Below are 25,035 nucleotides of genomic sequence, written 5' to 3' on the forward strand. Positions count from 1 at the left end.
AATTTGTTTACCCCTACAAGGAAAAGTTTTCCAGTTCAGGGCTTTCCTCAAAGTTTCCTGAGTGTTCAATTTCGGTATCTGCCTGCATTTGCTGATACCAGCGTTCTTCGTCCCAAATTTCAAATTTATTGAGTAACCCAACTAGCATGATCTTTTTGCCTAATTGCGCATGGGATCGCAATGAAGGCGCCAATAAAATCCGGCCATTCTTGTCTAGTTGGTATTCTGTAGCATGACCTAGCAACATCCGCTGCCAGCGTCTCACTCTGGGATTGGTATTAGAGATGCGACTTAGCTTGGTCTCAATTTCTAGCCATTCGGAGAGTGGGTAGAGCCACAAGCACGGTTCGTTGATCGCAATAGTACAAATAACAGTTCCCTGATCTTCGGACAGCAGCGGTTGACGGTACTTAGTCGGTACCGCAAAACGCCCTTTGTCATCCAAAGCTAGCGAACTTGCACCTCGAAACATGCTGATCCTATTTCTAAGTTGGTTGATCCAGTTTGATCCACTAAAACCCACTTTTTACCACAGAAGAACAGTCTAGGGCTTGACAAGCACTTTTGTCAAGCTCAGTCGGCACCTTTAACGCCTTTGAAAGCCAGAAAAATCGCGGGATTTGTGGAAGATCATGAATTTTGTGGAAAAAAGTGGAGAGATGAAAAAATGCCATTTTTTTTGGCCAGATAATCACGTCGTACTTTCAAATTAGAAATTAAAAATTCCATTTGTTAACCCTTGCTTAAGGATGCTTTTGCAGCTGAATTATTTATGCAAATTTGCTTGGTTGTCCCTACTCGATTCGGTATCATTCGCGCTCTCTGATCAGCTCCATAGGTGGGATTATTCTGAAATCTTCAATACAGTTTCGATTTTATCGCTTACTAGTTCTACTGTGCTTGCCATGTCTGATCATTATTTTATTTCTATTATGTGAGCAACGTCAGCAGGCATTAACACAACAGTCACAACAGGCGCTGCATTATGCCAAACAAGTTGCGGCGATCCAGCAGGTAGAGCTCGCAGATACAGAACAAGTCTTACAGCAACTGTCGACCCGTATTGATCATCTTACGGTAGAGCACGGTAAGTGCCCGCCGCTGCTTTATCACGCGATGCTGCTCAGCCCCAACCTAGCTAACCTTGGCATAGTTGACGCACAAGGGAACGTACTTTGTACGACGCATCAAGCAGATCAACGCGAGATCAATATCGCCGATCGTGGTTACTTTAAAACCGCAATACGCACTGCCCAGTTCAGTATCGGTGAGTATCAGATTGACCGCAGCATGCAGCGTGCAACGGTCAACTTCGCGCTACCAATTTACGATGATCAGCAACAATTTTTATTTATGCTTGTTGCGGTAAAAGGCTTAACGCATTGGAGCCAGACCCTTGCAAAACTGCCCCTTCCTGTTGGTACTCGGGTAATGATTGCCGATGCTAAAGCGCAAATCATTGCGCAATATCCAGCAGCAAATGCAGAACTTGGTCGTGCTGTTAGCAGTTCTTGGCCAAGCAATTTAAGCACACAGGCGACACTACTCAACACCCCTGAAGGCAATCGCTTGGTGTATGTAAAGCAATCACTCAATAACAGCAACCGAGCGTTACAAATCTACTTTAGTTTCGACTTTGAGTCCCAGTTGAGCAGTATAGATAAGCGATTTGCACTCTTTTTAGGGATCTTCTTTGTGCTTGTGTGCATTTTGTTTTGGCAAACCCATTGGCAACTAAAGCAACAACTTTTAAAACCGCTTAGTGCACTCAAGCATGCTATTGCAAAGCTTGAATCGGGCAAGCAAGATCCCCGTTTTGACGCAACCAAAGTACCCAGTGAATTTGAGCATATCGCCGAGCGCTTTGCTCATATGGCGCAAACACGCCTAGCCGCTGAAGACAATGCAAATCATAGGCTTGCCGTTGTAAAAGCCTTGATTAATGCACTCCCCGATAGCTATGTGCGATTAGATCAGCAGGCTCAGATCTTATCTCGCTATGGTGATTATACCGATAAGGCACAAACGCTTAGAGAGTTGCTCCCAGAACATATCTATAAGCGGATCCGAGCAGAACTTGCTCTGCTAAACGATAAAACCTATGTGCAACTTGAGTTTTCTCCAACCAGCAATCAAGTGGTTGAATGTCGCCTGTGCGCCATTGAATCACACCCTCAGGCGTTGTTGATTTTCCGCGATATTAGCCAACGTAAGCATCAAGAAGAGGCATTAAACCTTGCAGCATTGGTGTACAACAATAGTAGTGAGTGCATGATCATCACGGATGCCAATGGCTTTATCTTGGACGTCAACCTAGCCTTTACGCGTGTAACTGGTTACTCACGCTCAGAGGTGCTAGGTAAGTCCACTGCCATGTTGGGGTCGGGTCAACACGACCGTAGCTTTTACGAGTTAATGTGGCAGCAGCTTAACGAACATGGCCGTTGGCAAGGTGAGATTGTCAACCGTAAGAAAAATGGCGAGCTCTACACCGAATGGCTAACTATTGATAGCGTTTATGATAGCAACCGTGAGATCTATCGCCGCGTCGCGATCTTCACCGATATTACCGAAGTTAAGCGTAAAGATGCGCTGATCTGGAAACAAGCACATTTTGATGAATTAACCGATCTTCACAACCGTGTAGGACTTAAAAAGCACTTAAAAAAGCAGGTTGCCAGCGGACAACAACAAACCGCCGTGCTGTTACTCGATCTCGACAACTTCAAGGATATTAACGACACTTTAGGCCATTATTACGGTGATTTACTCTTAAAGTTAGTCGCGCAACGTTTGAAGAGTATGGCTCCGCATGCGTTTTTATCTCGCATTGGAGGTGATGAGTTTGTCTTTGTGTTGGAAGATGATGAACACAAAACAACATGCAAAGCATTGGCCTCCAAGATCCAATCTGCACTCAAACAACCATTTGAGATCAAAGATGAGCAGTGCCATATCACAGCAAGTATGGGGATTGCCACCGCACCAACAGATGGTAATGGTGCAGAAGCCCTATTAAAGGCCGCCGATCAAGCAATGTATCGAGCAAAGCAACAAGGTCGCAATGGCTATGTGATTTTTGACGATACCTTACGCAAAGTCGCGGAATCTAGAATGCAAATGCTCAAAGGTATTCGCACTGCACTGCATAACAATCAATTTGAAATGCACTACCAGCCAATCGTGTCACTTGACGACAATCGCGTCGCCAAAGCCGAGGCCTTGATCCGCTGGCGACACCCAGAGCAAGGCATGGTGAGTCCCGCTGAGTTTATTCCGTTAGCCGAAGAAACCCAGCTCATTCACCATATTGGAGATTTAGCCTTTGCTCAGTCTGTTGACACGTTGACGCAACTACAGCACTTAGGCCATGCAACACAAATTAGCATCAATGTGTCACCGGTCCAATTTGCCGCTAAAAATTGCACCTTAGCAAGCTGGAGTGACAAACTCACGACGCTTGCGATCCCCGCTGAGCACGTGGTTTTAGAAGTTACGGAGGGAATGATGATGCACAATGATAGCCGCACTAAACAACGAGTTGAACGGTTAAAGCAACAAGGTTTTCAATTTGCGTTAGATGACTTTGGCACGGGTTACTCGTCACTTGCGTATCTGAAACAATTAGATTGTCACTTTGTGAAAATTGATAAGCGCTTCGTCGATGGCATCGCAACCAATGCAGACGATTTAACCCTGTGTGAAACCATTATTTTGATGGCCCACCGCCTTGGCTTAAAAGTCATCGCTGAAGGCGTTGAGACCGCGACCCAGCATCAGCTATTAAAACAGGCTGGATGTGATTTTGGTCAAGGTTATTACTATTCAAAACCGCTACCACAACGCGAGTTTCTGACCTTAATGACGGAAAAAAGCCACATTGCTGTGGCTTAACTGAAGTTACTTAAATCTAGGTGCTTGGTTTATTCAGTTAAACCAAGTGCAGTCATCATTTTGTTTGCAACATCCACATGGTGCTGCATGGTTGAGAACTGCTTAGTTACGCCCGCAGGACCGAAAGTATAAACCGGTACTGGCGCAGCCGTATGCGTACCAGTACCCCACACTACGCTTTGCTCTGAGGCAATCGCGCGAGCGATTTTTCCAGTGTAGTCTTCTTTGGCGTATACGTAGAAGTCACTAAAGTCTTCAAACGCAGGGATCATCGTTGCATCTTTATCGTCATAGACACTTTGACCAACCTTCTCTGCATTATCTAGCGTCACGGTGTAAGCCGTCATATCTTCAATGGTCGCTTTCCAAGTTGGACCCGATACATTCTCATAGGCTTCATCAGGCGCAGCTTCAGCAAGAATATCGAAGAAAGTGCCTGTTTGCGCGTAAAGCTTGTCTAGTTGCGCAAGTGGGCCAAAGTTAAACTTAGGATGATATTCTTTAGCAACACCATTTACGTACATACCATCGCCAGACAGCGTTTGTGCTTCAGGACGCTCATGCTTTGAATAACTAAAGCCAAAACTACCCGTTTCATGGTCTGCAGTCACAACAACTAGTGTATCGTTGCGGTCTTTTACCCATTCATGAACAGCTTCAACGGCTTCATCAAATTTAAGCAGCTCGTTTAACATCCAACCTGCATCGTTTGCGTGACCCGCCCAGTCAATTTGACCGCCTTCAATCATCAAGAAAAAGCCATCTTCATCTTTAGACAAGATATCAAGCGCTTTCACCGTCATTTCTTTTAATGAAGGCTGAGTACAGCTGTTGCTTTGTTGACAAGCTTTGTAAGCAATTGCATCGCTCATACCAGAGTTTGCGAATAGGCCTAGTACTTTTTCGCCTTCAAAACTGCTTAATTGTGCTTTATCAAAAGCAAGGCCATAACCATGTTGCTCTTTTGCTTCAACAACTAGGTTAGTTTCATCGCCACGTTTTGATTTTTTGTATACGCTGCTAGGCATGCCAAGCGCGTCAAGTTGTGCTTTTACTTCAGCGTTATCAGGCGTGCTCTTTGGTACAAATACGCGAGCGCCACCAGATAACATCACGTCAACGCTGCCAGAGCGAACTAATTGCTCAGCGATTTCAGATTCGTATGAACGATGCGGCATATGGGCAGCAAATGCAGCAGGCGTCGCGTGCGTAATACGCGTATCTGAAACAAGACCCGTCGCTTTACCTGCGGCTTTGGCTTTTTCTAAGATAGTCGCTACTTTATTGCCATCGGCATCAAGGCCTATCATTTCTGAGCCTGCAGCAAGGCCGGTTGCTAATTGTGTTGCCGAACAAGCAGAGTCAGTCACTAGACTGCCAGTCGCGCCATGTGGTGCGTTCATGGAAAGGCCTAAATGACCACCCGCAGCAAGTTTAGACAGCGCAGTTTGATTGCCTTTGTTTTTATAAGTTGAGTTTGGCGCGCGCTGAGCATACTCTTCAAGTAAGCCAACTTGCTGTGGTCCCATACCGTCACCGATCATAAGGATCACATTTTTTACTTGTGTCACTTCTTGCACTGGTACTTCTTTGATGACTTCAACTTCTTTGATCACCTCAACGGTTTTTGTATCGTCATCACACGCGGTAAGTAGAATTGCAGAGATAGCAACTGTAAGTAACTTTTTATTCATTGTACTGTTCCTGAAACGTAATATTTGTCTGTAAGGCGGGCACAGTCTAGGCGCGTTACATGACTTTTTTATTTCAACAAAGTGACAAAAAATATTTTATTTCACAATAAGTTACAATATAACAGTACAACTAAGATACGAAATCACACGCTACACCAATTGTGATTTAGAGTAATCACTCTCGACCAGAAGCACTGGTAAATAATTTAGAAATGGGTCGACTGGATAATCCAAATACAAAAATGCTCAACAGCACCGTTGCCATTGCCACTTGAGTAATTTGCAAACCATTTGGCAACTCCTCGCTGAGTAGCATTAAGGTGAGCACCACCGAAGCCAATCCCTTGGGGCCAAACCAAGCTAACGTAAAGCGCTCTTTGGTTGTCAGTGCACCACCTAACAAACAAAGGAATACCGGGATCAATCTAAACAAGGCGGTTGCTAACACTGCATACACCCAAACCTGCCATTGGGTAACATTTAACAGCACTACACTGGCCGACAAACCAAACACAATCCAGATCATAAAAGCCGCAAATTCGGCGAGATGCTCCCCTTCTTCGATAAGCTGATCTTTAAACTCATCACGATAATATTTATCAAACAGCAAACCGCTGACAAATGCAGCAATAAAGCCGCTGCCATGCAGAGCTTGGGTTACCGAGAAAACTAAAAAAGCGATGCCAACAAAGAGAAAAGGGCTGGTTTTAGACGCAAAGTAATGATGTTGATAGGCGCGTTTAAGTAACCAAATGATCACTCCAGTCAGTAACCCCGCGACAACGAGTGCAATCCCCACTTCCCGTATAAAAATCCAAGCAAATGATTCAGTCGTCGCTTGCATTCGCTCAGCTAATACCCCCAGTAAAAACAGAAATACCGGAATACACAGGCCATCATTCAAGCCACTTTCCACATTAATTGCCTCACGTAATCTGGTGGGCACAGACTTATCCTGAATGAAGGTTTTGCATAAAGTAGCATCGGTTGGGGTGATGATCACCGCAATTAAAAAGCAAGCCAACCAAGATAACTGGAACAGCTCATGGGCCACCCAAGCGCCAAATACCATAGTTAATGGCAGCCCGAGTAACAACTTAACCGGTAACTGGAAGCTGTGAGATAACACCCGTAATCGCGTTTTTGCAGCATCGGAAAATAAATAAATCGCAAGCGTTAGCTCAATAATCGGCAACCAAGTCTGTAAGCCATTAATATCTACCGCTAAAGCTTGTTGCCCCCCATTAATATTACCAAGCACAAAGCCTATCGCCCCGCCCGTTAGCACAAACCACATAGGTGCAGTGAGCTCCGCCCTATCTAATTGTCGAGCTGTGATGCTATAGATAAAAAGAGAAAGTCCAATCGCCGCAATCAAAGCATAAATCACGTTGCTATTCCTTTACTGAAAACCTGCTGCTGATAACGCGAGTATGACAAATCTTATTCAGTTAAGCCAAACATCTAACAACATCCTCCTATCTCCTAAAAAGCGAATCAAACAACAAAGAGCAGTAGATGCTAGTTAATTTTTCACCTTTGTGTCATCGGAATGTAAAAAACCGTCATTACTCTATCTGCAACAAACTGGACTAGACCAGAAAACTTAACCCAAACTTTTGAGAAAAGAGCAATGAAAAAACTAACCCAAATCGCTGCTGCCGTGTTACTCGCCACCAGTCCCAGCTTATATGCTGCGACAGGTAAACTTGTTGGTGTTGTAAAAGACCCACAAAGTAATCTATCTGGCGCTGTTATCTCAGTAAAAGGCCAAGATGTATCCACTGTGTCTGATTATCGTGGTCGCTTTGAACTGCCAAAACTGGATGCCGGTCGCTACACCTTAGTCGTGAAGTATATGGGTTATCAGGAAACTGAACTACAGGTAGAAGTGGCTGATGGCAAAGTCACTACATTGTCTCCAATCTTATTAAACCATCAACAAGCGATGGAAGAAGTGGTCACAGTTGGGCAAATCTTCCGTGGCGAAATGGCCGCAGCAAATAACCAAAAAAATGCCAGTAATATCAAAAGTATCATTTCTGCCGATGGGATTGGTAAGTTACCAGATAGAAATGCCGCTGAAGCCGTGCAACGTATTCCAGGTGTGTCGATAGAGCGTGACCAAGGTGAAGGCCGTTTTGTTGCAGTGCGTGGTTTACCGTCACAATGGAGTTCGGCCAGCATCAACGGTAACCGCCTTCCAACTGCTGAAGAGGAGACCACCAGCCGTGCTACTGCGTTCGACTTTTTTCCAAGCGAATTGATTGAATTTGTGGAAGTGTCTAAGGCTATCACCCCTGACATGGAAGGTGATGCGATTGGCGGTAATGTTAATTTCGTGACCAAAAAAGGCGCTGATGATTTTATCCTCAAAACCAACTTTGCTGTGGGCCAAAACGAACTGGCCGATGGCACAAACTATTCTGCCAATGTAGTGTACGGCGACCGTCTACTCGACGACAAGCTAGGTTTTATCATTAATGCCACAGCTTGGCAGCGAGATTGGGCAACCGATAACTATGAGCCACGCCGGGGTAACGATGGCTTGGGTATTTATCGCTTAGAGCTGCGTGATTATACGGGAACCCGTGAAACTTATGGCTTAAATGGCTCGCTGGAATATCAACTTGAAAACGGCACGCTCAGCGCCAGCGCGCTGTATGGCACACTGATTGACGATGAAACCCACTATAAACACAGGCTACGTTTTGATAAAGACCGTGCTGAGCTGCAGCATATTCGCAACGAACTCATCACCGAAATGCAAGGCTTTGAAATTGCAGGTGAACACGACTTTGGCTTTGATAAGACGCTCTCTTGGCAACTAGCCACGTACGAAAATGAGTTTCGCTATGGCGACAAACCCAACAGTGAAGACAACAGCTATTTTGTCGCTCGTTTTGATCAAAAAGAGGTAGGATATGTTGGACTTGAAGACCGCGATACCGGTAAAAATTATGCCTACAACCAAGTAGACGGCGGCAGCGATCCTTGGAACGCCATTAGCAATCACTTCCCCTCGGGTTTTACACTCGATCCGAGCAAAATGGGATTGTCTTGGGTTGAGCTATACAAGGTCTACGTCAACGAAAAAGACAGACTGGTGGCCAATGCCGACTTTGACTGGCAATACAATAACCAGCTAGCCGTTAAATTTGGGGCAAAATACCGTGACAAAGTCCGTAAAGCTGACTTTGCCGATGAGTTTTACGCGTGGGACAGCGAACAATATGGCGCAGCGCCAACGCTTGCAGACTTTACCTTAAGCGATCAACCCGGTCGCAGCGATTACTTAAGCGAAGCCAAGTTTGATTATCGCACGCAGTTGTCACAGGTGGCTTCCACCGATGCTCTTGCTCAGTTTTGGACGCAAAATCGCAATAAGTTCAAGCTAGATGCGGGTGAATCAGCACTCATCAGCAACGGTGGAGCGCTGGGCAGAAACTTCGATGTTGAAGAAACCCACGCCTCGCTCTACGGTATGGCAACTTACCAAGCCAGCGACAACTGGGAAGTATTAGGTGGCTTACGCGTTACCCGCACCGATACCGAAGTGTCTGGTTACACTTATTTAGCCGACGAAGACAAAGTTGTTGATACCACCAACAGCAATGATTATTGGTCAATATTACCTGCACTACATGTTACCTATCGTGCCAATGACGATACCAATTATCGCCTCGCACTAACTCGCACCTTTGCCCGTCCTGACTTTGGTTCGTTAACACCAGGCGCAACTTACCTTGAGCAGGACAACCAGCTTAATTCAGGAAACCCAGCGCTCGACCCTACCTACTCAAATAATCTCGACTTGATGGTGGAACATTACTTTGACCGCGTTGGTTTGGTCTCTGCGGGGGTATTCTACAAAGATATCCAAGACCCAATCTTCCAAGCCACCAGCGTTGGCAATTACAACAACAAGCAAGGCGTGACCATCATCCGTCCTGAAAACGGCGATAGCGCTTGGCTTGCGGGTATTGAGCTGGCATTTAACCGCGACCTTGGTTTTATTTCTGACAGGTTGAGCAACTTTGGGGTAATGACCAATGCGACCTTTATGGATTCTGAAATGCAAATTCCAGAGCGCACAGAAAAGGTTGCCATTCCACGTCAGGCCAATGAGCTTTACAACTTTACGCTGTATTACGACGACACCCGCTTTGCAGCTCGAATAGCGCTTAATCATAAAGGTGCTTATATCGAAGAGCACGGTGGCGATAGCCAATCGGATAGCTACTATGGCGCCAATACCAGCGTCGACTTTACAACGTCATACCAACTTAACGAACAAACGTTAGTTTACCTAGAGCTAAGTAACCTCACCAATGAAGCATTGCAGTACTACCAAGGTGAGCAAGGTCGTCCATTACAGGTGGAATACTATGGTATCCGCGGCATGGTCGGCATTAACTACCAATTTTAATACCAATTCACTTGATTAAGCCGATTGGTATACACCGGTTGACGGGCAATCCACGAAGGATTGCCATCGAATTACCGAGGATCCTATGATGTTGCAGATCACCCTATTTAACGCCCGCCCGCGCTGGCTAAAAGACGCCCAAGGTATCGGCTTTGTGCTATTTGCCGCGACCAGTGCATTTATGACTTACTTTTGTATGTACGCCTTTCGTAAGCCATTTTCGGTCAATACCTATGAAGCCTTTGATGATCCGAGCTGGGTTGTTAGCTTTAAAATTGCCCTGATTTTATCGCAAGTATTTGGCTACCTATGCGCGAAATTTATCGGCGTTAAAGTGATTGCTGAAATGCAGCATCATTATCGCGGCCGTGCGATTTTGGGTATGATTTTAGCCGCCGAGCTCGCACTGGTGCTATTTGCCATCACTCCCACGGGCTGGAATCTGGTTTGGCTATTTGCCAATGGCCTCTCCCTTGGGATGATCTGGGGCTTGGTTTTTAGCTTTTTAGAAGGTCGTAAAACCACCGAAATCTTAGGTGCGGTACTCAGCGTGACTTTTATTCTTGCCTCTGGATTGGTCAGAACCGTGGGCAAATGGCTGGTGAGTGAACTCAATGTGCCTGAACTGTGGATGCCAGCGGCAACCGGAGCGATTTTTCTGCCGCTGCTTGTACTTAGCGTAGCTTGCCTTAATAGTATTCCTGAACCTACACAAGAAGATGAACAATTACGACAAAAGCGCGCGCCAATGGATGGCAAAGCCCGGCTGGCGTTTTTTAAACAGTATTGGTTTGGAATAACCGTACTGGTGCTTAGCTTTTTACTCTTTACCGGCTTTCGTGACTTTAGAGATAACTTCTCAGCCGAGATCTGGCAGGCCTTAGGTTATGGGCAAGAACCCGCGATTTTTGCTTATGCCGGGATCCGCATCGCCTTTATCGTGCTCATTGCGCTTGCCGCTTTGGTGTTAATTAAAAATAACCGCATCGCATTTTTTGCCAATCATGGCTTTGTCTTACTCGGGGCTTTACTGCTGGCTGGCAGTACGTATTTATACCAAACCCAAAGTCTCGATCCTAAAACGTGGATGGTACTGCTGGGAGCTGGTCTTTATATCAGTTATATCCCCTATAACTGCTTTTTGTTTGACCGCATGATCTCAGCGGTTGGCTCGACTGCGAACGCAGGTTTTTTAATTTATCTGGCGGATTCGGCGGGCTACATCGGCTCAGTGGGCATTTTGCTCTATAAAACTTTTGCCACACCTGAGCTCAGTTGGCTGCACTTTTTTACCATGGCCTGCTACTGGGTGGCGTTTATCGCAAGCGCCCTCGTAGTGAGTTCAATTATTTATTTTGCCGTGAAATTAAAGCGACCACGTAAGACGTCAACGCAACTACGCGCCACGGCACTTTCATCACATATTTCCTAGCTAGGAGTCTTTGCAACATGAAACACATTGAAGCGTTAATTTTGGATTGGGCAGGTACTGTGGTCGACTATGGTTCGATTGCCCCTACCAGTATTTTTGTTGAAGCATTTAAGCAAGCGTATCAATTTAATATTTCCTTAGCTGAAGCGCGCGGTCCGATGGGAATGGGCAAATGGGATCACATTAATACCTTGCTACAAATGGAGAGCGTGCGCACCCGCTGGATAACCCAATTTGGTCAGCCACCGAGTACGGCGGATGTTGACCATATTTATCAAACCTTTATGCCGCTCCAACAGGCAAAAGTCGCCGACCGAGCAGCCCCCATTCCGGGCGTGCTTGCGGTGATCAAACGATTACAACAACAAGGCGTTAAGATTGGCAGTTGTTCTGGGTATCCTAAGCCTGTGATGGACGTGCTAGTACCAGCCGCGGCCGACTATGGTTATCAGCCAGATTGTGTGGTTGCCAGTGATGAATGTGCGGCGGGCTCTCGCCCTGGCCCTTGGATGGCGTTAGAAAACGTACAACGACTTGGCATTAATCGTGTGTCTGGGTGCGTAAAAGTCGATGACTCCGCGCCGGGAATAAGCGAGGGATTAAATGCCGGCATGTGGACCGTTGGACTTGCTTTAACGGGTAATGCGGTGGGGCTCAGTGAAGAAGAATGGATGGCACTCGGTCACGAAGAGCAAAGTGCACGTTCCCTTAGTGCTTATCAGCAGCTTGGCGAAGCCGGTGCGCACTATGTGATTGATTCACTAGCCGACATCGAAATGGTCTTGGTGGATATTTCTGCTCGTATCGCCCGTGGAGAGCGCCCGTAATGCGCTTTCAGCCTTTTTGGTTTGATGAAGCAATCACTCAAGCCGATATTGAAGCCGCAGCAAGCTCGCCGCCTCATGGCGCGTTAGATACCCAAGTTTGTATCATAGGTGGCGGCTTTACTGGCCTTTGGACAGCCATAACGCTGAAAAAGCAAAAACCTGAGCTGAATATCGCCATTATTGAAAAAGACCTCTGTGGACAAGGCGCCTCGGGTCGTAACGGCGGAGCCATGCTGACATGGTCGACTAAATTTGCCAGCTTAATTAAAGCGTTTGGCTTAGAACAAGCCTGCTTTTTAGTGCGTCAGTCAGAGCAGGCCGTTCATGACATTAAAGCCTTTACCAGTAAACACGGGATTGAATGTGATTGCCGCGTTGATGGTACTTACTATACGGCTTCAAATCACAGCCAGCGTAGTGCCTTTGGCCCCATTACCACCCTACTCGACCAACACCAGCTTAATGCGTGGCAAACACTGGATAAAGCGCAGTTACAAGCCACTGGCTCTAATGCTAACCTTGCTGGAATTTACTCCCCCCACGGGGGTAGCGTTCAACCCGCCAAGCTTGTGCGTGGACTGATGAAGGTGGCAAAAAAACTTGGGGTCAAGGTATTTGAACACACCCGCTACTTAAAGCACCAAGGCCAAGACACGCTAACCATTACCACTGACAAAGGCCAGATCAGAGCCAATCAGCTGGTATTTGCGATTAACGCTTGGCTGCCAAGCTTATTGCCGCAGTTTTCTCGCAGCGTAGTGTTGGTTTCGAGCGATATGGCGATCACCACACCAGCACCTGAAAAGCTTGCAGCAATGAGGCTGAACCACGGTGCGCCGGTGATTGATGCACGCATTTTTGTGAATTACTACCGTACCACCTCAAGCGGTCGATTAATGCTTGGCAAAGGCGGGAATTATTTTAGTTTCAATAACCAAGTGAGAGACACCTTTCACCGTGCTAGCTGTTATCAAGCGATTCTTGAACGCTCATTTAGCCATTTCTTTGCACATCACCAGCTCGAAATAGACAGAACTTGGACCGGCCCCTCAGACCGAAGTGTGTCAGGCATGCCTTTCTTTGGTCATTTATATGGTCAAGCTAATGTGTTTTATGGCAGTGGCTACTCGGGCAACGGCGTGGTGCAATCCTATTTAGGTGGACAAATCTTAGCGAGTCTACTGCTTAATCAACATAACGACTGGCGTCACTGCGCCTTGGTCAACCAAACGCTTAAACAGTTTCCCGTCGAGCCATTTCGCACCGCGGGGGCCTTCATGGTGAGAAATGCCATTCGCCGTAAAGAAAGCGCAGAGGATAACAACACGCCACCGCGTAAACTCGATGTTTGGCTAAGTAAGCTTAGTGGCAGCGCAGCAAAATTAGACTCGAACGTAAAGCAGGAGTATATAAAGTGAATGCCATTGCACAAATAAAACAGCTATTCGAGCAATATGGTCATGCCACCTATGACGAGGCATGTAGCCAAATTTGCCATGCCGAGCAATGCGCCACCCTCGCGAAAGAAAGTGGTTATGATCAAGCAACACAAATCGCTGCATTTTTACATGATATTGGCCATTTTGTTGCCCAGTCTCAGCATAACCCCGACTTTACCCCGCAAGGATATAGCAATCATGGCGATTTAGGGGCAGATCATTTAACTCAACTTGGTTTTGACCCCGCGGTGACAATACTGGTGCGCAAACACGTAGATGCGAAACGCTATCTCGTCAGTATTGATGAGGAGTATTACCAAACCCTCTCTCCAGCCAGCCAATTAACACTAACAAGACAAGGCGGAAAGATGAGCTGCGAAGAACTTGCGGCATTCTCCAAGCTACCTGAATTGGACGCTATTATCGCGCTGCGTCGTTTTGATGATTTAGGGAAAGATCAGAGTTTAGCCGTTTTGCCGAGTAGCTATTGGTTTAGCCAGATAGAAGCCTATTTGGCGAGTTAGGCCAATCTGAGTTTACAAGTCTCAAATTATAAATATTTATCCTGTCATAAAACGATAGTAAGCTTGTCACAAAAGGTTTTATCGACTCAATTATGCTGCTTTATCAACGTATTCGAAACCATATCCAAGCGCTGCTAGCCGCTGGCAGCATGACACCCGGTGCCAAGTTGCCTTCAGAGCGTGCGCTGCAAGAAACATTTAGCTCAACACGGATCACCGTCCGTGAAGCCCTAGCACGACTTGAAGCCGAAGGACTTATCTTTAGCCAAAAGCGTCGCGGCTGGTTTGTCACGCCGGAAAAACTCAAGTGGCATCCAGCTAAAAAAGTGAACTTTAACCACCTTGCCGTTGAACAAGGCTTTACACCAACAACTCAAGTAGTGGCAATTAATACTCCTTCCACTGAGCCTGAGTTTAGCCACTCTCATTTTAACGGCCAGCCTGTGTATGAATTAACTCGAGTACGCGCGTTAGATGATCGTGCAATAATGATGGAACAGATCTATTGTGCGGCCGAGCGCTTTGCCGACTTACACAACCAACCGCTGGATGGTTCTATCACAGAAGTGATGTCGACCCACTACCAAGTTGACGTCAGCTTTGAACAGTGCGTGATAAGCGTCACCGTACTACCCGATGATATTGCCGAAAAATTAGAAAAGAACAGCGGCGCACCTTGTTTAAAGGTACTGCGCGCCCGCTATGACGCCGAGCAAGCATTAGTGGATTACAATATTGAATATTGGCTCCATGACGCCATAGAAATGATTGTTGAAGGCGTGTAAACCCATACCCGTAGGTCGTGCTTTAGCACGACAACCTTTTCGCATATATCGTCGCATGGTGCGACATAATCATCATATTAAATATCAGCTCCATGACGCCATAGAAATGATTGTTGAGGGTGTACCCCGTAGGTCGTGCTTTAGCACGACAACCTTTCCAGAGCTACTGCCGCGTCAAAAACACCTTCATTAATTCTATATTCTACGTCTAAATGCGAGTTAGTGGTGGAATACTCTTGTATGCAAGAAATTAAGCATTATTGCAAATAATTCTCATTATGTTATAATGAAATTATGAATCGACAAAAACTAAAATAAATAAGTCGTTTCATTCACTCCTAGAAAAACCAATCTCATGTTTATATTTTTACTGCTGTCTTACTAAAGAATTGCGGTTTTCTGCTGCGTGAAATTCCATATTCATTCTAATTCAACATTATGTCCAACATGGTTTTTTTTAGTGTTAGTACACAGCTTAAGTATTGAAGTAGATGGTGGCTCTAGGATCATATAAAAATAAATATAGGAGTCGTAAGATGTCCAAAATTAGCAACAAAAAAACTAGTGATAACAAAACAACGAAAAATGACTTTCAAAAAGGTTTCAAGCAAGGAATAGCTTCTTGGTTGATCCGAGAGCTGCTAGAGGCATTCTTCAATTAAATTTAGTCTATCAAATTGCAAAGGCTGATTAAGCCTTTGCACTCCAAATGACTATTCCAATATTGAACCATCTTTATTAGTTAAGCAGTCTTGTTATTGCACTCGAATGATGTAATCTATATTGCATAAATTTATTGAAAGGCTTATGCAACAATATACATGTTAAGGCAGATATTCGTAGATAGTGACATAGATTCGCTTTTCAAAAAGGCGTGTATGGGCAAGTTTGCGCTTAAAGATAAATACCTAATAAGCCAGCTTGCTTACGTTCCGTTATCGCTTACAGAGCATAATTTATTAAAGCTGCACCAGTTAATAAATGATAAAGGCGAAGTGTATCGTAGATGGGTTTTGCCAGCGGCCTACAGCCGAAACAAAAAAGACCGTATTATCGAAGTGCCAGAAGTGTTTTGTCAGTCGCTTGAACATTATCTCGATTGGTACGAAAAGCAAGAAGTGCCAGCGCAGTACAAGCACAACTTGGGTACTTATCGGGGTTTTAGTGAATACGCCCCTGCATTACTCAATGATCGACTTAATGAATTTGCTATGAGCGAACGAGTAGTCAAAAGCGGCATTAACATGCAACCAACAAACCTAAGAACCAAAGTAAACACATTACTTAAAAAAGCTGGTATTGATTGGGCTACCGCGAAAACCTTTGAAGACTCGCTAATTATTCACTTAGCAAAAGACGTTGATCATGGTGTGGTGGCTGATTTGTTTGGCTACGCATCGAGACAAGTTGTGACAGATAAATATAACGGTAATTTGTTGCAGCTATCAGACGCTATTAACAACGTGTATTCAAGAGTTAAAGTAACAGGACATTAAATGAAAGACAAAAAGTTACAAGTTATGGCTTACGTTCTTGGTTTTGATGGTTTTAAAATAAATACACCATATGATTCAGTGACTTTCGAGAAGGATGGGCAAAAACGTATTTTAACGAAGAAGCAATTCATTGATATATATTTACCTAACAAAAAGTAACACTGAATAAAATAATGAAAAATAAGTACCAAAGCATGGAAGATCACACGCCCACTATCGTAAAAACTAATACATTCTATATTTTGGTGTGCTTAAGTTTAATTCTTATAGGCTTTTTACTTGGAGTGTCACTAGAGGACTCTATTTCTGTTTACTTAAGAAGAACAACCATTGATTTTAGTGATATAGTCGCATCTATTGGTTTAACAGTTACAGCAGGTTTTGCTTACTTTGGCCTTAAAGAACAAAGGCAACAAAAAGCTATACAAGCGGAACCTTATCTGCACCCAATGATAACTATAGATAGGGAAAAAAGCCATTATGAACTGGAACTTGTAAATTCAGGACCTGGCGCAGCTATTGATATTGTTTATTGTCTTATTTGGGAAGAGTCTGTTTCAGATGAAAAATTTGAAGTCATAGGTATGTTAACGTTCAGGTCTTTCATGCAAAAAGCGACAGACAGTTCACGTGATTTTATTATGCAATACAGCACACCGAAAGCACTCAGATCTAGCGATAAAGCAAATTTTTTGGAAATATCACTCGAAGTTCCCGATTCAAAGAAATTTACAAGGATTGAAAATGTTCTGAGAAGAACAACCTTAAAGTTAAGCTACAAAACAACACTTGGAGAGCTTAGAGAAAAATCTTTCGGTCTTCGTAAATAAGATATTGAAATGGCGGGTCTAAAAGTAATGTCTGGAGAGGAAGATGATTTTAGAAAAATATGAAATGGAGTTTAAAGTTACTGACTGGGGAGCTGAGGGACGCATTACAGTCCATGAGGGATGCAGGGAGGTTGGGTATCTGGCTTGGTCAGTTGGAAACAATCGACTAAGAATCTGCGATTTGATGATTCACGACTTGGATGATCGGCAAAAAGGTATAGGAAGCCAGCTAATCCATTGGGTTAAAGCGGTAGCCTATAGATACCAGGTAACTGCACTTTGGGGTAATACTGCCAGTGATGATTATCAAGTGCATAGTTTTTACCGTAAGCATGATTTTGTTATTAGTGATGTTGATGCCCAGGGCTGTGTAAACTTTATGCTGAACTGGCACAATACAAATCCCTTAATATAAAGCCAATAGTGGAATAATCATCAGCTATGAGTAAAGAAAAAATAAAGGAACAAATTTCAACAGTTCGCGTTGGTTTCTTAATTCGTTTTTTTGTAACTATATTCGCGATATACATTATCTACTATTTATTAAATTTTGTTGGTGAGTCCATGATTCGCACTGTTAGCATGGCTGAAACTTATAAAGATGAACCTAAAATTTGGTTTCAACGAAGTGGTGCAGCTTTAGTTTGCTTAGCTATCATACTTGAATTTGGAGTTATAAAAATTTTAAAGATGGAGAATGATGATAGAGATAAAGCAAACGAACAAGGTGGCGAAAGAACTTTTAAGATAATGTATTTTGTTGCTCACATTTTCGCTTTCTCTTTTGCAATTATTGGTACTCTGGTTTGGGGATATGGTGACATTTTCTATTATCATTACTTTGAATAATTGAACCGTTGGAATAAAAATATGAGAATAAGTCATAAGAATGAAATTAATCATAAGTATCAGCGATCACATAATAAAAGGCTCGGCCCAACAGCATGCCTTATTGATGGCAATTCAATAGAGGTTGTGAATACAGCGTTTACTGTTATTGGTGGCTTAGTGTCACTTCCGCTTATACCTACCTCTTATAGGTTGGTTAAAAATGGTATTCGTAGAAATGTATTAGGAAGGTTTTTTGCGGACTCTAAGGGGGCTTGCAAGGTATTAGAACATGGAAAAGCTTGTAATGCTTCAACAAAACTAATTGAAATCACATTGAAGGGTGAAAAGCCATTCTTTGTACGACAGTGTAGTGCAAACCCAGCTCATCTAGTAGATGCGAATGGTGTGCGAATTAAGTTTAGTAACTTGAGTGAAAGACAGCAAAAAGAACTTTTTTTGTAAGTTGGAATAACTTAACAACCCTAAATTTAATCAGGTTAAACTCGACCAGATTAAAAATGAAGCAAGATTTAATAAACAATAGGGCATCACCATGGGCGCTCAAGGAGAATATAATGAAATATTGGTTTGGCTTTAGGTGTGTTGATCTAGATGGTCGCAACCCAGGGTCTAAAATATTGGAAGGGCCATTTAAGAGTTATGATGAGGCGAAAGCTAAAAAGTTAGCTTTGAAAGCAATAGATACAGAAAGTACTTTGGTTTTTACCGCAATTGATGAACCTCAAGCTAGAGAACTTATGAATACTGAAAGCTTTAATAAACTATAATATTGGAAATCGAACCATTGCTTACGCGGTGTTTATTATATACACCAGAGACTTTCTAGCTTCTGTTAGCACAGCGATTGTTCTGTGATTTGGTAAAAACGTGATTTTTCTTAGTTAGCCTACAGTTTTAATGACTGCTGAAGACTCCAATTATGCATGCCTTATTTTATGGAAAGGTGACACTAAAGGGGTGTAACCCCCTTAACCCATCGCCGCGTAAAGCGTCTCTTACCCTAACGGTTTACCAGTATTTTACTTCCGCGATAGCTTTAAGTAGTCCGCTAATATCTGCGGCATATACTTCGCCAATATTACCGATCCTAAAGCAATCTGCGTTTGATACTTTACCAGGGTAAATTACATATCCTTTTTGCTTTAATGCTTCATAAAAGCGCTTAAACTCATAGCTTTCGTCACTTGGTGAATAAAAAGAAGTGATAATAGGTGAGTGCATGACTTCTGGTAACAAGGCTTCAAAACCAAGGGCTTTCATGCCGCTAACGAGTTGTTTTTGATTTTCGCTGTAACGCTTAAATCGCGCAGAAGCGCCTCCCTCTTGCGCCAATTCTTCCAGTGCTTTGGCAAATGCTCTGACAACATGCGTTGGCGAAGTAAAACGCCATTTACCATGGTGATTTTCCATGGTTTTCCACTGGGCGTGAAGATCCAGCGAGAGTGAACGTGCTTGTCCTTCAGAGGCAACCAGCAGCGCCGTTTTTGCGATCACAAAGCCAAAACCTGGAACACCTTGAATACACTTATTTGCTGAGCTAATGAGAATATCAATTTGCCACTCATGCATATCCATCTCAATGCCGCCAAAACTGCTCATGGCATCAAGGATCATTACTTTGTTGTGATGTTTCGCAAGCTCCGCTACGCGCTTAGCCGGGTTCAGCATCCCCGTTGTGGTTTCGCAGTGTACCATTGCTACATGAGTGATCTCGGGGTGTTGCTCAAGCGCTTGTGAGATCTGCTCTAGTTGCGGCAATTCGGTCTCAACAAAGTTGAGCGCTATCACATTAATATTTAGATAATTGGCTATCTCAATAATACGCGCACCATAAGCACCGTTATTGATAACCAGTAAAGTGCCAGACTTAGGAATAAAAGTCCCAATAGCCGCCTCTACACTTGCTGTACCACTGCCCTGCATTAAGGTTGCACTGTAGTCACTGCGATACTGTGGATCTGCAACTGCAATTTCACAAAGCTGCTTGCGAATAACTTGCACTACACCTTGGTTATATTCGTCATCCCAAGTGCACCAGTCTTTCAACATGGCTTCTTTCACGGTGTGAGAGGTACTGAGTGGGCCTGGCGTCAGGAGTAAATAATCGTTGTTCATAACTTGCCTCTAAACTGGTCTATACCAGATTATTTAACCGAGTTTAGGTGACAACGGCATGACAATTTTATGAAACTAAGATTGATGTCGTAATGATGTTCAATGAAACCTCGCCTTTACCCTAAATGGCAAAGGCGAAGAGAGCCAACAGAGGCTCTGGTTGTTATCCCGAGTTTAGGTTATTTATACCCATTTGGATTATTGCTTTGCCAGCGCCATGTATCTTGCATCATGGCATCCAATCCACGCTCTGCATGCCAGCCTAATTCAGATTTGGCTTTTTCAGGTGCTGCGTAACAGGCGGCAATGTCGCCATCGCGACGCGGTTTAATGTCATACGGTATAGCTTTGCCCGCTGCTTTTTCAAACGCGGTAACCATCTCAAGTACCGAGTAGCCATTGCCAGTACCTAAGTTATAGATATGCGTGCCTGCCGCTACTGCGATTTTCTCAAGTGCTTTTAAATGGCCAATAGCAAGGTCAACCACATGAATGTAATCTCTCACTCCCGTGCCGTCTTTGGTGTCATAGTCGTTGCCAAAGACGCCTAAACTCGCCAGTTTACCAACAGCAACCTGTGAGATGTAAGGCAGTAAGTTATTGGGAATACCATTTGGGTCTTCACCAATTAACCCCGACTCGTGTGCACCAACTGGGTTAAAGTAACGCAAAATAGCAAAGGCCCAACGTGGGTCTGATTTAGCAACATCCTGAAGTACCATTTCAACCATCAGTTTTGACGTACCATAAGGATTAGTTGTGCCACCTACAGGGAAATCTTCACGAATAGGAAGGCTGGCAGGATCTCCATATACCGTCGCTGACGAGCTAAAAACTAGCTTAAATACACTGGCGTCACGCATCGCATCAAGGAGCGTTAACGTACCTTGGACGTTGTTTTGATAATACTCGATTGGTTTTTGAACCGACTCTCCAACGGCTTTTAAACCTGCAAAGTGGATCACTTCATCAATATCATATTGCGCAAATACACTATCAAGAAATGCCTTATCAAGAATATCACCTTGATGGAATATCGCTTCCTTTCCTACTATCTCAGCAACTCTATGTAATGAAGTCTGCTGAGAATTGCTTAGATTATCTACGACCACTACCTTTTTGCCTTGCTGTAGCAGCTCTAATACAGTGTGAGAGCCAATATAGCCTGCACCACCTGTTACAAGAATCGTCATATCTCTTCCTATGGTTGTTGTCTACGCATCGCATCGCATCGCATCGAGCATTCTACTCAATTTGTTATTGTCAGTCTTGGCGGTAGCATACAAATGCCAGCTTGTTATCAAAAAAGCTCAAGCGAGAAATTGAAGTCTGACAGTAACTTCTTAAGTTTCTTAATAAGTGGACTTTTTTAGGCGCATTTAAATCTCGGTAATAAATCTTGTTATCCAATGAGTACGCCACTTTGTTATCATCCAACCAAGTATAATCTTGCACTTGACTGGGAAGAGCAAAAAATCGCTGAATATGATCGCTCTCTCTATGGTAGGTTGCGAACCACATCAAACCATTGACTTGATAAGTAAAAGCAAACACGTCACGCGCACGGTTGTAAGACAAAGTTCGGCCAATATCTTCAGCAAGAATTTGTGGTAAATGACCGTTAATATCTGTGTATTGTAAGGTATGCGGAGCACTCTCAGTCGCACCTAAAATAAACATAATCAGATCTTGGTTGCTCCCCCAGGCATGATATCCAACAGGTTCAATATGCTCAAAAACACGACTCGGTTTTGTCGCCTGATCAAACGGATAAAACCACAGTTTTTGCTTACCGGATCCCTCAACCACAATCGTCGTTAATCCTTTTCCATTAGGATGCAGTGTGGGTGAATATTCGGAGACAGGGGATTGCGTGAGGTTGGTTGTGTTTTGGCTTTGCAAGTCGTAAAAAAACAGGTCCGTTTGGCTATTGCCATCAGCGCTTACTTCCGCGGTATAGTAAACCCCAGAATCAGTCACTAGCGGCTGATTAAAATATGCGGTGTTTTCAGTAATTGGTTTAGCACTGAAATGTTCACCTAATTCAGCTAGCCAAATTTGGCTTTTGGGCATGGCTGAATACGCAGGTAAACAGGACGCGAAAGCGAATAGACAAACTGCGAGCTTCACACGCATTGAAATGGGCATGGACGTTCCTTTGATTTTTCATTGTAGTTATATCACCCCGCTATGATACCCAACACTCGCCCTCAAGCAAAGCTTGCCAAAAACTTTGCTTCGCGTAACATCGAATTAACGGATGATGAAAGCTAAGGCAGATTTATGTCAGACAAACACCCTATTATCGCCATTACTGGTAGTTCAGGCGCAGGCACTACAACAACGACAAGCGCGATAAAACACATATTCCGCAGTCTTAATACCAAAGCCGCCTATGTCGAAGGCGATAGCTTTCATCGCTACACTCGCCCAGAAATGGATAAATTGCGTCGCGAAGCGCTGCAAGAAGGTAAGCACATTAGCTACTTTGGTGAAGAAGCCAATGACTTCGGCGCATTAGAAAGTCTATTCAAAAGCTATGGCGAAACCGGCAATGGCAAAGTCCGTCGCTACCTTCATACGTTTGACGATGCCGTGCCATTTAATCAGCTACCGGGCACTTTTACTCCTTATCAAGAACTAGAACAAAACACCGATATGCTGTTTTATGAGGGGCTGCACGGTGGTGTCGTGACCCCCGAATATGATGTGGCCAGCAATGTTGATTTATTGATTGGCATGGTACCTATCATCAACCTTGAGTGGATCCAAAAGCTCATTCGCGATACCAATGAGCGCGGCCACTCCAAAGAAGCCGTCATGACGTCAATTGTGCGCTCAATGGATGACTACATTAATCACATTACTCCCCAGTTTTCTCGCACGCATATTAACTTTCAACGTGTGCCCACCGTCGATACATCTAACCCATTCAGTGCTAAAGACATACCATCATTAGACGAAAGTTTTGTGGTTATTCGCTTTCGTGGCATCGAAGATGTTAATTTCCCTTACTACTTACAAATGATCGAAGGCAGCTTTATGTCTCGCGTAAACACGTTAGTTGTGCCGGGTGGAAAAATGGGATTGGCAATGGAGTTAGTACTGACTCCACTTATCAAAGAATTATTAGTAAAGAAACGTGCCCTTGAGAATATGGCGCCAGTCGATTTACCGATTTAACCCAGCTTATGTTTTGATAAGGAATAATAGCTTCCTTGCATCGCTCCATATCACACTTTACACTGACGCCTTTTAGGGCATCACGAGTAGTTGTTATATGGACGTGCTTACCATTTTAGTGGGGTCTAAAAACCCAGTAAAAATCAATGCTGCAAAAACCATCTTTGCGCAGTACTTTCCCAATGCAAAAATTGACTGTCAGGGTATCTCAGCGCCGAGTCTCGTTGCGGATCAGCCTTTAGGTGAACAAGCCACCCGCGAAGGCGCAGAGAATCGTGTTACTTACTTACAGCAACATCATCAAGCCGATTTTTATTGTGCCATGGAAGGAGGTGCTGCCAAATTTGAATACGGTGCAGCTACTTTTGCTTATGTCGTCATTGCGGATAACCGTCGTACAAGTGTCGGCCGTAGTTGTAATTTGCCTCTACCGGCATCGGTCTATACACGCCTTGAACAAGGTGAAGAGCTAGGGCATGTAATGGATGACCTGTTCAACACCACTAATATCAAGCAACAAGGCGGTGCTATAGGTCTACTAACCAACCATCTTGCCACCAGAGAAAGTAGCTACACGCAAGCCTTATTGCTCGCGATGGCGCCCTTTAATCACCCTGAGATGTATTTATAATGCCGAACTACACACATATTTTATTTGATGCTGACGAAACCTTATTTAGCTTTAATGCCAAGCTTGGATTACAAACGCTGTTTACTCAATATGACGTTGTATTCACTGACGAGGACTATGAGCAGTACAACAGCTTAAATGCGTCACTTTGGGTGCAGTATCAAAATGGTGAAATTGACGCAAAAACACTTCAGGTAACGCGCTTTAGCCGCTGGGCTGAAAAACTCGATATCGCGCCAGAAACACTCAACGCGGGATTCTTGGCAGCGATGGCTGAAATTTGCCAACCGTTACCGGGAGCTAAAGCCCTGCTCGACAGCCTGAAAGGCCAATGTACTTTGGCTATTATTACCAACGGATTTGCCGCGCTTCAGCAAAAAAGATTGGAACATACCGGCCTTGTGGATCGTTTTTCTGAAGTGGTGATCTCTGAGTTGGTAGGTAAAGCAAAACCAGATCCGAGTATTTTTGCGCATACGTTAGCGCTGTTGGGGAACCCTGATAAATCCAAAGTATTAATGGTTGGCGACACACCAGCGAGTGACATTTTAGGCGCAAACCGCTTTGGGATTGATAGCTGTTGGTTAAAGCATGATGGCAAAGTCTGCCCCGACCATATCAAGCCAACCTATACCGTAGAGTCTCTGAGAGAGTTGCAAGGGATTTTAATGGGGTAATACCCTGTACAATTGTGTGAGAGTAAGCTGACCTTGCGGGTTTTAAAAGCTCGCCGAATAAATCGGCTCCTACCAAAGGTAGCGCTGTGTGGGGCAAGTTTACCTTGCGGGTTTTGAAAGCTCGCCGAGTAAATCGGCTCCTACCAAAGGTAGACCTGTGTGGCATGCTGACTTTGCGGGTCTTAAAAGCTCGCCGAATAAATCGGCTCCTGCCTCAGACAGAATCG

General features: G+C 44.2%; 24 protein-coding genes. 18 read left to right on the plus strand and 6 right to left on the minus strand.

The features are described 5' to 3' along the window. Window positions 1–13 precede the first annotated feature (13 nt). Window positions 14–472: a division/cell wall cluster transcriptional repressor MraZ gene (gene mraZ, locus A587_RS0108030; RefSeq protein ID WP_010368661.1), complete on the minus strand. Its 459-nt coding sequence runs from the start codon at window positions 470–472 to the stop codon at window positions 14–16. Window positions 473–900: 428 nt separating this feature from the next. Here mraZ and A587_RS0108035 point away from each other — a divergent pair, with 428 nt between their 5' ends. Further along, entirely contained in the window at window positions 901–3,894 is a 2,994-nt protein-coding gene (locus A587_RS0108035; protein WP_017217171.1) for a bifunctional diguanylate cyclase/phosphodiesterase, read from the plus strand. A 29-nt stretch (window positions 3,895–3,923) separates the two neighbouring features. Here A587_RS0108035 and A587_RS0108040 read toward each other — a convergent pair whose 3' ends face one another. Further along, on the minus strand, window positions 3,924–5,588 hold the full coding sequence (locus tag A587_RS0108040) for an alkaline phosphatase (protein WP_017217172.1): 1,665 nt from the start codon (window positions 5,586–5,588) through the stop codon (window positions 3,924–3,926). A gap of 175 nt (window positions 5,589–5,763) precedes the next feature. Next, on the minus strand, window positions 5,764–6,978 hold the full coding sequence (locus A587_RS0108045; RefSeq protein ID WP_017217173.1) for a cation:proton antiporter: 1,215 nt from the start codon (window positions 6,976–6,978) through the stop codon (window positions 5,764–5,766). A gap of 243 nt (window positions 6,979–7,221) precedes the next feature. On the opposite strand from A587_RS0108045, the gene A587_RS0108050 reads away from it, so the two are divergent. From A587_RS0108050 to A587_RS0108120, 14 genes are all read left to right on the plus strand, one after another. Then, window positions 7,222–10,017: a TonB-dependent receptor gene (locus A587_RS0108050; RefSeq protein ID WP_017217174.1), complete on the plus strand. Its 2,796-nt coding sequence runs from the start codon at window positions 7,222–7,224 to the stop codon at window positions 10,015–10,017. Window positions 10,018–10,102: 85 nt separating this feature from the next. Next, entirely contained in the window at window positions 10,103–11,449 is a 1,347-nt protein-coding gene (locus A587_RS0108055) for a DUF5690 family protein (protein WP_232288032.1), read from the plus strand. A 17-nt stretch (window positions 11,450–11,466) separates the two neighbouring features. Further along, window positions 11,467–12,276 carry a phosphonoacetaldehyde hydrolase gene (phnX, locus tag A587_RS0108060; RefSeq protein ID WP_017217176.1) on the plus strand — a complete coding sequence of 270 codons (810 nt, stop codon included), beginning with the start codon at window positions 11,467–11,469 and terminating at the stop codon, window positions 12,274–12,276. Then, complete coding sequence (locus A587_RS0108065; protein ID WP_017217177.1) at window positions 12,276–13,694, plus strand: FAD-dependent oxidoreductase; 1,419 nt, start codon at window positions 12,276–12,278, stop codon at window positions 13,692–13,694. Before phnX ends, A587_RS0108065 begins: the two co-directional genes overlap by 1 nt. Next, window positions 13,691–14,239, plus strand: coding sequence for an HD domain-containing protein (locus tag A587_RS0108070; protein ID WP_017217178.1), 549 nt, complete (start codon window positions 13,691–13,693; stop codon window positions 14,237–14,239). The genes A587_RS0108065 and A587_RS0108070 overlap by 4 nt, the downstream gene beginning before the upstream one ends. Window positions 14,240–14,331: 92 nt before the next feature. Beyond that, window positions 14,332–15,024, plus strand: a complete 693-nt coding sequence (locus A587_RS0108075) for a UTRA domain-containing protein (RefSeq protein WP_017217179.1) — start codon at window positions 14,332–14,334, stop codon at window positions 15,022–15,024. A gap of 536 nt (window positions 15,025–15,560) precedes the next feature. Beyond that, window positions 15,561–15,686 (plus strand): hypothetical protein, encoded by a 126-nt coding sequence (locus A587_RS25350; RefSeq protein ID WP_017217180.1) that lies wholly within the window; start codon window positions 15,561–15,563, stop codon window positions 15,684–15,686. A 216-nt stretch (window positions 15,687–15,902) separates the two neighbouring features. Further along, window positions 15,903–16,520, plus strand: a complete 618-nt coding sequence (locus tag A587_RS25145) for a hypothetical protein (RefSeq protein ID WP_017217181.1) — start codon at window positions 15,903–15,905, stop codon at window positions 16,518–16,520. Further along, the gene (locus A587_RS24980; protein ID WP_017217182.1) at window positions 16,521–16,679 is read left to right on the plus strand and encodes a hypothetical protein; all 159 of its coding nucleotides are present in this window, start codon (window positions 16,521–16,523) and stop codon (window positions 16,677–16,679) included. It abuts the gene before it with no gap. A 14-nt stretch (window positions 16,680–16,693) separates the two neighbouring features. After that, window positions 16,694–17,350, plus strand: coding sequence for a hypothetical protein (locus A587_RS0108100; protein WP_157234636.1), 657 nt, complete (start codon window positions 16,694–16,696; stop codon window positions 17,348–17,350). A 43-nt stretch (window positions 17,351–17,393) separates the two neighbouring features. Further along, window positions 17,394–17,765, plus strand: a complete 372-nt coding sequence (locus A587_RS0108105) for a GNAT family N-acetyltransferase (protein WP_017217184.1) — start codon at window positions 17,394–17,396, stop codon at window positions 17,763–17,765. A gap of 26 nt (window positions 17,766–17,791) precedes the next feature. After that, the gene (locus A587_RS0108110; protein ID WP_017217185.1) at window positions 17,792–18,199 is read left to right on the plus strand and encodes a hypothetical protein; all 408 of its coding nucleotides are present in this window, start codon (window positions 17,792–17,794) and stop codon (window positions 18,197–18,199) included. A gap of 21 nt (window positions 18,200–18,220) precedes the next feature. Continuing rightward, window positions 18,221–18,643 (plus strand): hypothetical protein, encoded by a 423-nt coding sequence (locus tag A587_RS0108115; RefSeq protein WP_017217186.1) that lies wholly within the window; start codon window positions 18,221–18,223, stop codon window positions 18,641–18,643. A gap of 113 nt (window positions 18,644–18,756) precedes the next feature. Beyond that, complete coding sequence (locus tag A587_RS0108120; RefSeq protein ID WP_017217187.1) at window positions 18,757–18,969, plus strand: hypothetical protein; 213 nt, start codon at window positions 18,757–18,759, stop codon at window positions 18,967–18,969. Window positions 18,970–19,210: 241 nt separating this feature from the next. On the opposite strand, the gene phnW is transcribed toward A587_RS0108120, so the two are convergent. From phnW to A587_RS0108135, 3 genes are all read right to left on the minus strand, one after another. Further along, window positions 19,211–20,317, minus strand: coding sequence for a 2-aminoethylphosphonate--pyruvate transaminase (gene phnW, locus A587_RS0108125; protein ID WP_017217188.1), 1,107 nt, complete (start codon window positions 20,315–20,317; stop codon window positions 19,211–19,213). Between the two features lie 179 nt (window positions 20,318–20,496). Further along, the gene (gene galE, locus A587_RS0108130; RefSeq protein WP_017217189.1) at window positions 20,497–21,510 is read right to left on the minus strand and encodes a UDP-glucose 4-epimerase GalE; all 1,014 of its coding nucleotides are present in this window, start codon (window positions 21,508–21,510) and stop codon (window positions 20,497–20,499) included. A 70-nt stretch (window positions 21,511–21,580) separates the two neighbouring features. Then, the gene (locus tag A587_RS0108135; RefSeq protein WP_017217190.1) at window positions 21,581–22,465 is read right to left on the minus strand and encodes a hypothetical protein; all 885 of its coding nucleotides are present in this window, start codon (window positions 22,463–22,465) and stop codon (window positions 21,581–21,583) included. A 135-nt stretch (window positions 22,466–22,600) separates the two neighbouring features. On the opposite strand from A587_RS0108135, the gene A587_RS0108140 reads away from it, so the two are divergent. The 3 genes from A587_RS0108140 to yjjG all read left to right on the plus strand — a co-directional run bounded on the left by A587_RS0108140 (window position 22,601) and on the right by yjjG (window position 24,808). Then, window positions 22,601–23,500 carry a phosphoribulokinase gene (locus A587_RS0108140; RefSeq protein ID WP_010368692.1) on the plus strand — a complete coding sequence of 300 codons (900 nt, stop codon included), beginning with the start codon at window positions 22,601–22,603 and terminating at the stop codon, window positions 23,498–23,500. A gap of 97 nt (window positions 23,501–23,597) precedes the next feature. Next, a complete protein-coding gene (gene yjjX, locus A587_RS0108145) occupies window positions 23,598–24,131 on the plus strand; it encodes an inosine/xanthosine triphosphatase (RefSeq protein WP_010368694.1) in 534 nt (177 codons plus the stop codon). Further along, window positions 24,131–24,808: a pyrimidine 5'-nucleotidase gene (yjjG, locus tag A587_RS0108150; RefSeq protein WP_017217191.1), complete on the plus strand. Its 678-nt coding sequence runs from the start codon at window positions 24,131–24,133 to the stop codon at window positions 24,806–24,808. Before yjjX ends, yjjG begins: the two co-directional genes overlap by 1 nt. The last annotated feature ends 227 nt before the right edge of the window (window positions 24,809–25,035 follow it).

Source organism: Pseudoalteromonas sp. NJ631 (genome assembly GCF_000276645.1).
GTDB classification, from domain to species: domain Bacteria; phylum Pseudomonadota; class Gammaproteobacteria; order Enterobacterales; family Alteromonadaceae; genus Pseudoalteromonas; species Pseudoalteromonas piscicida.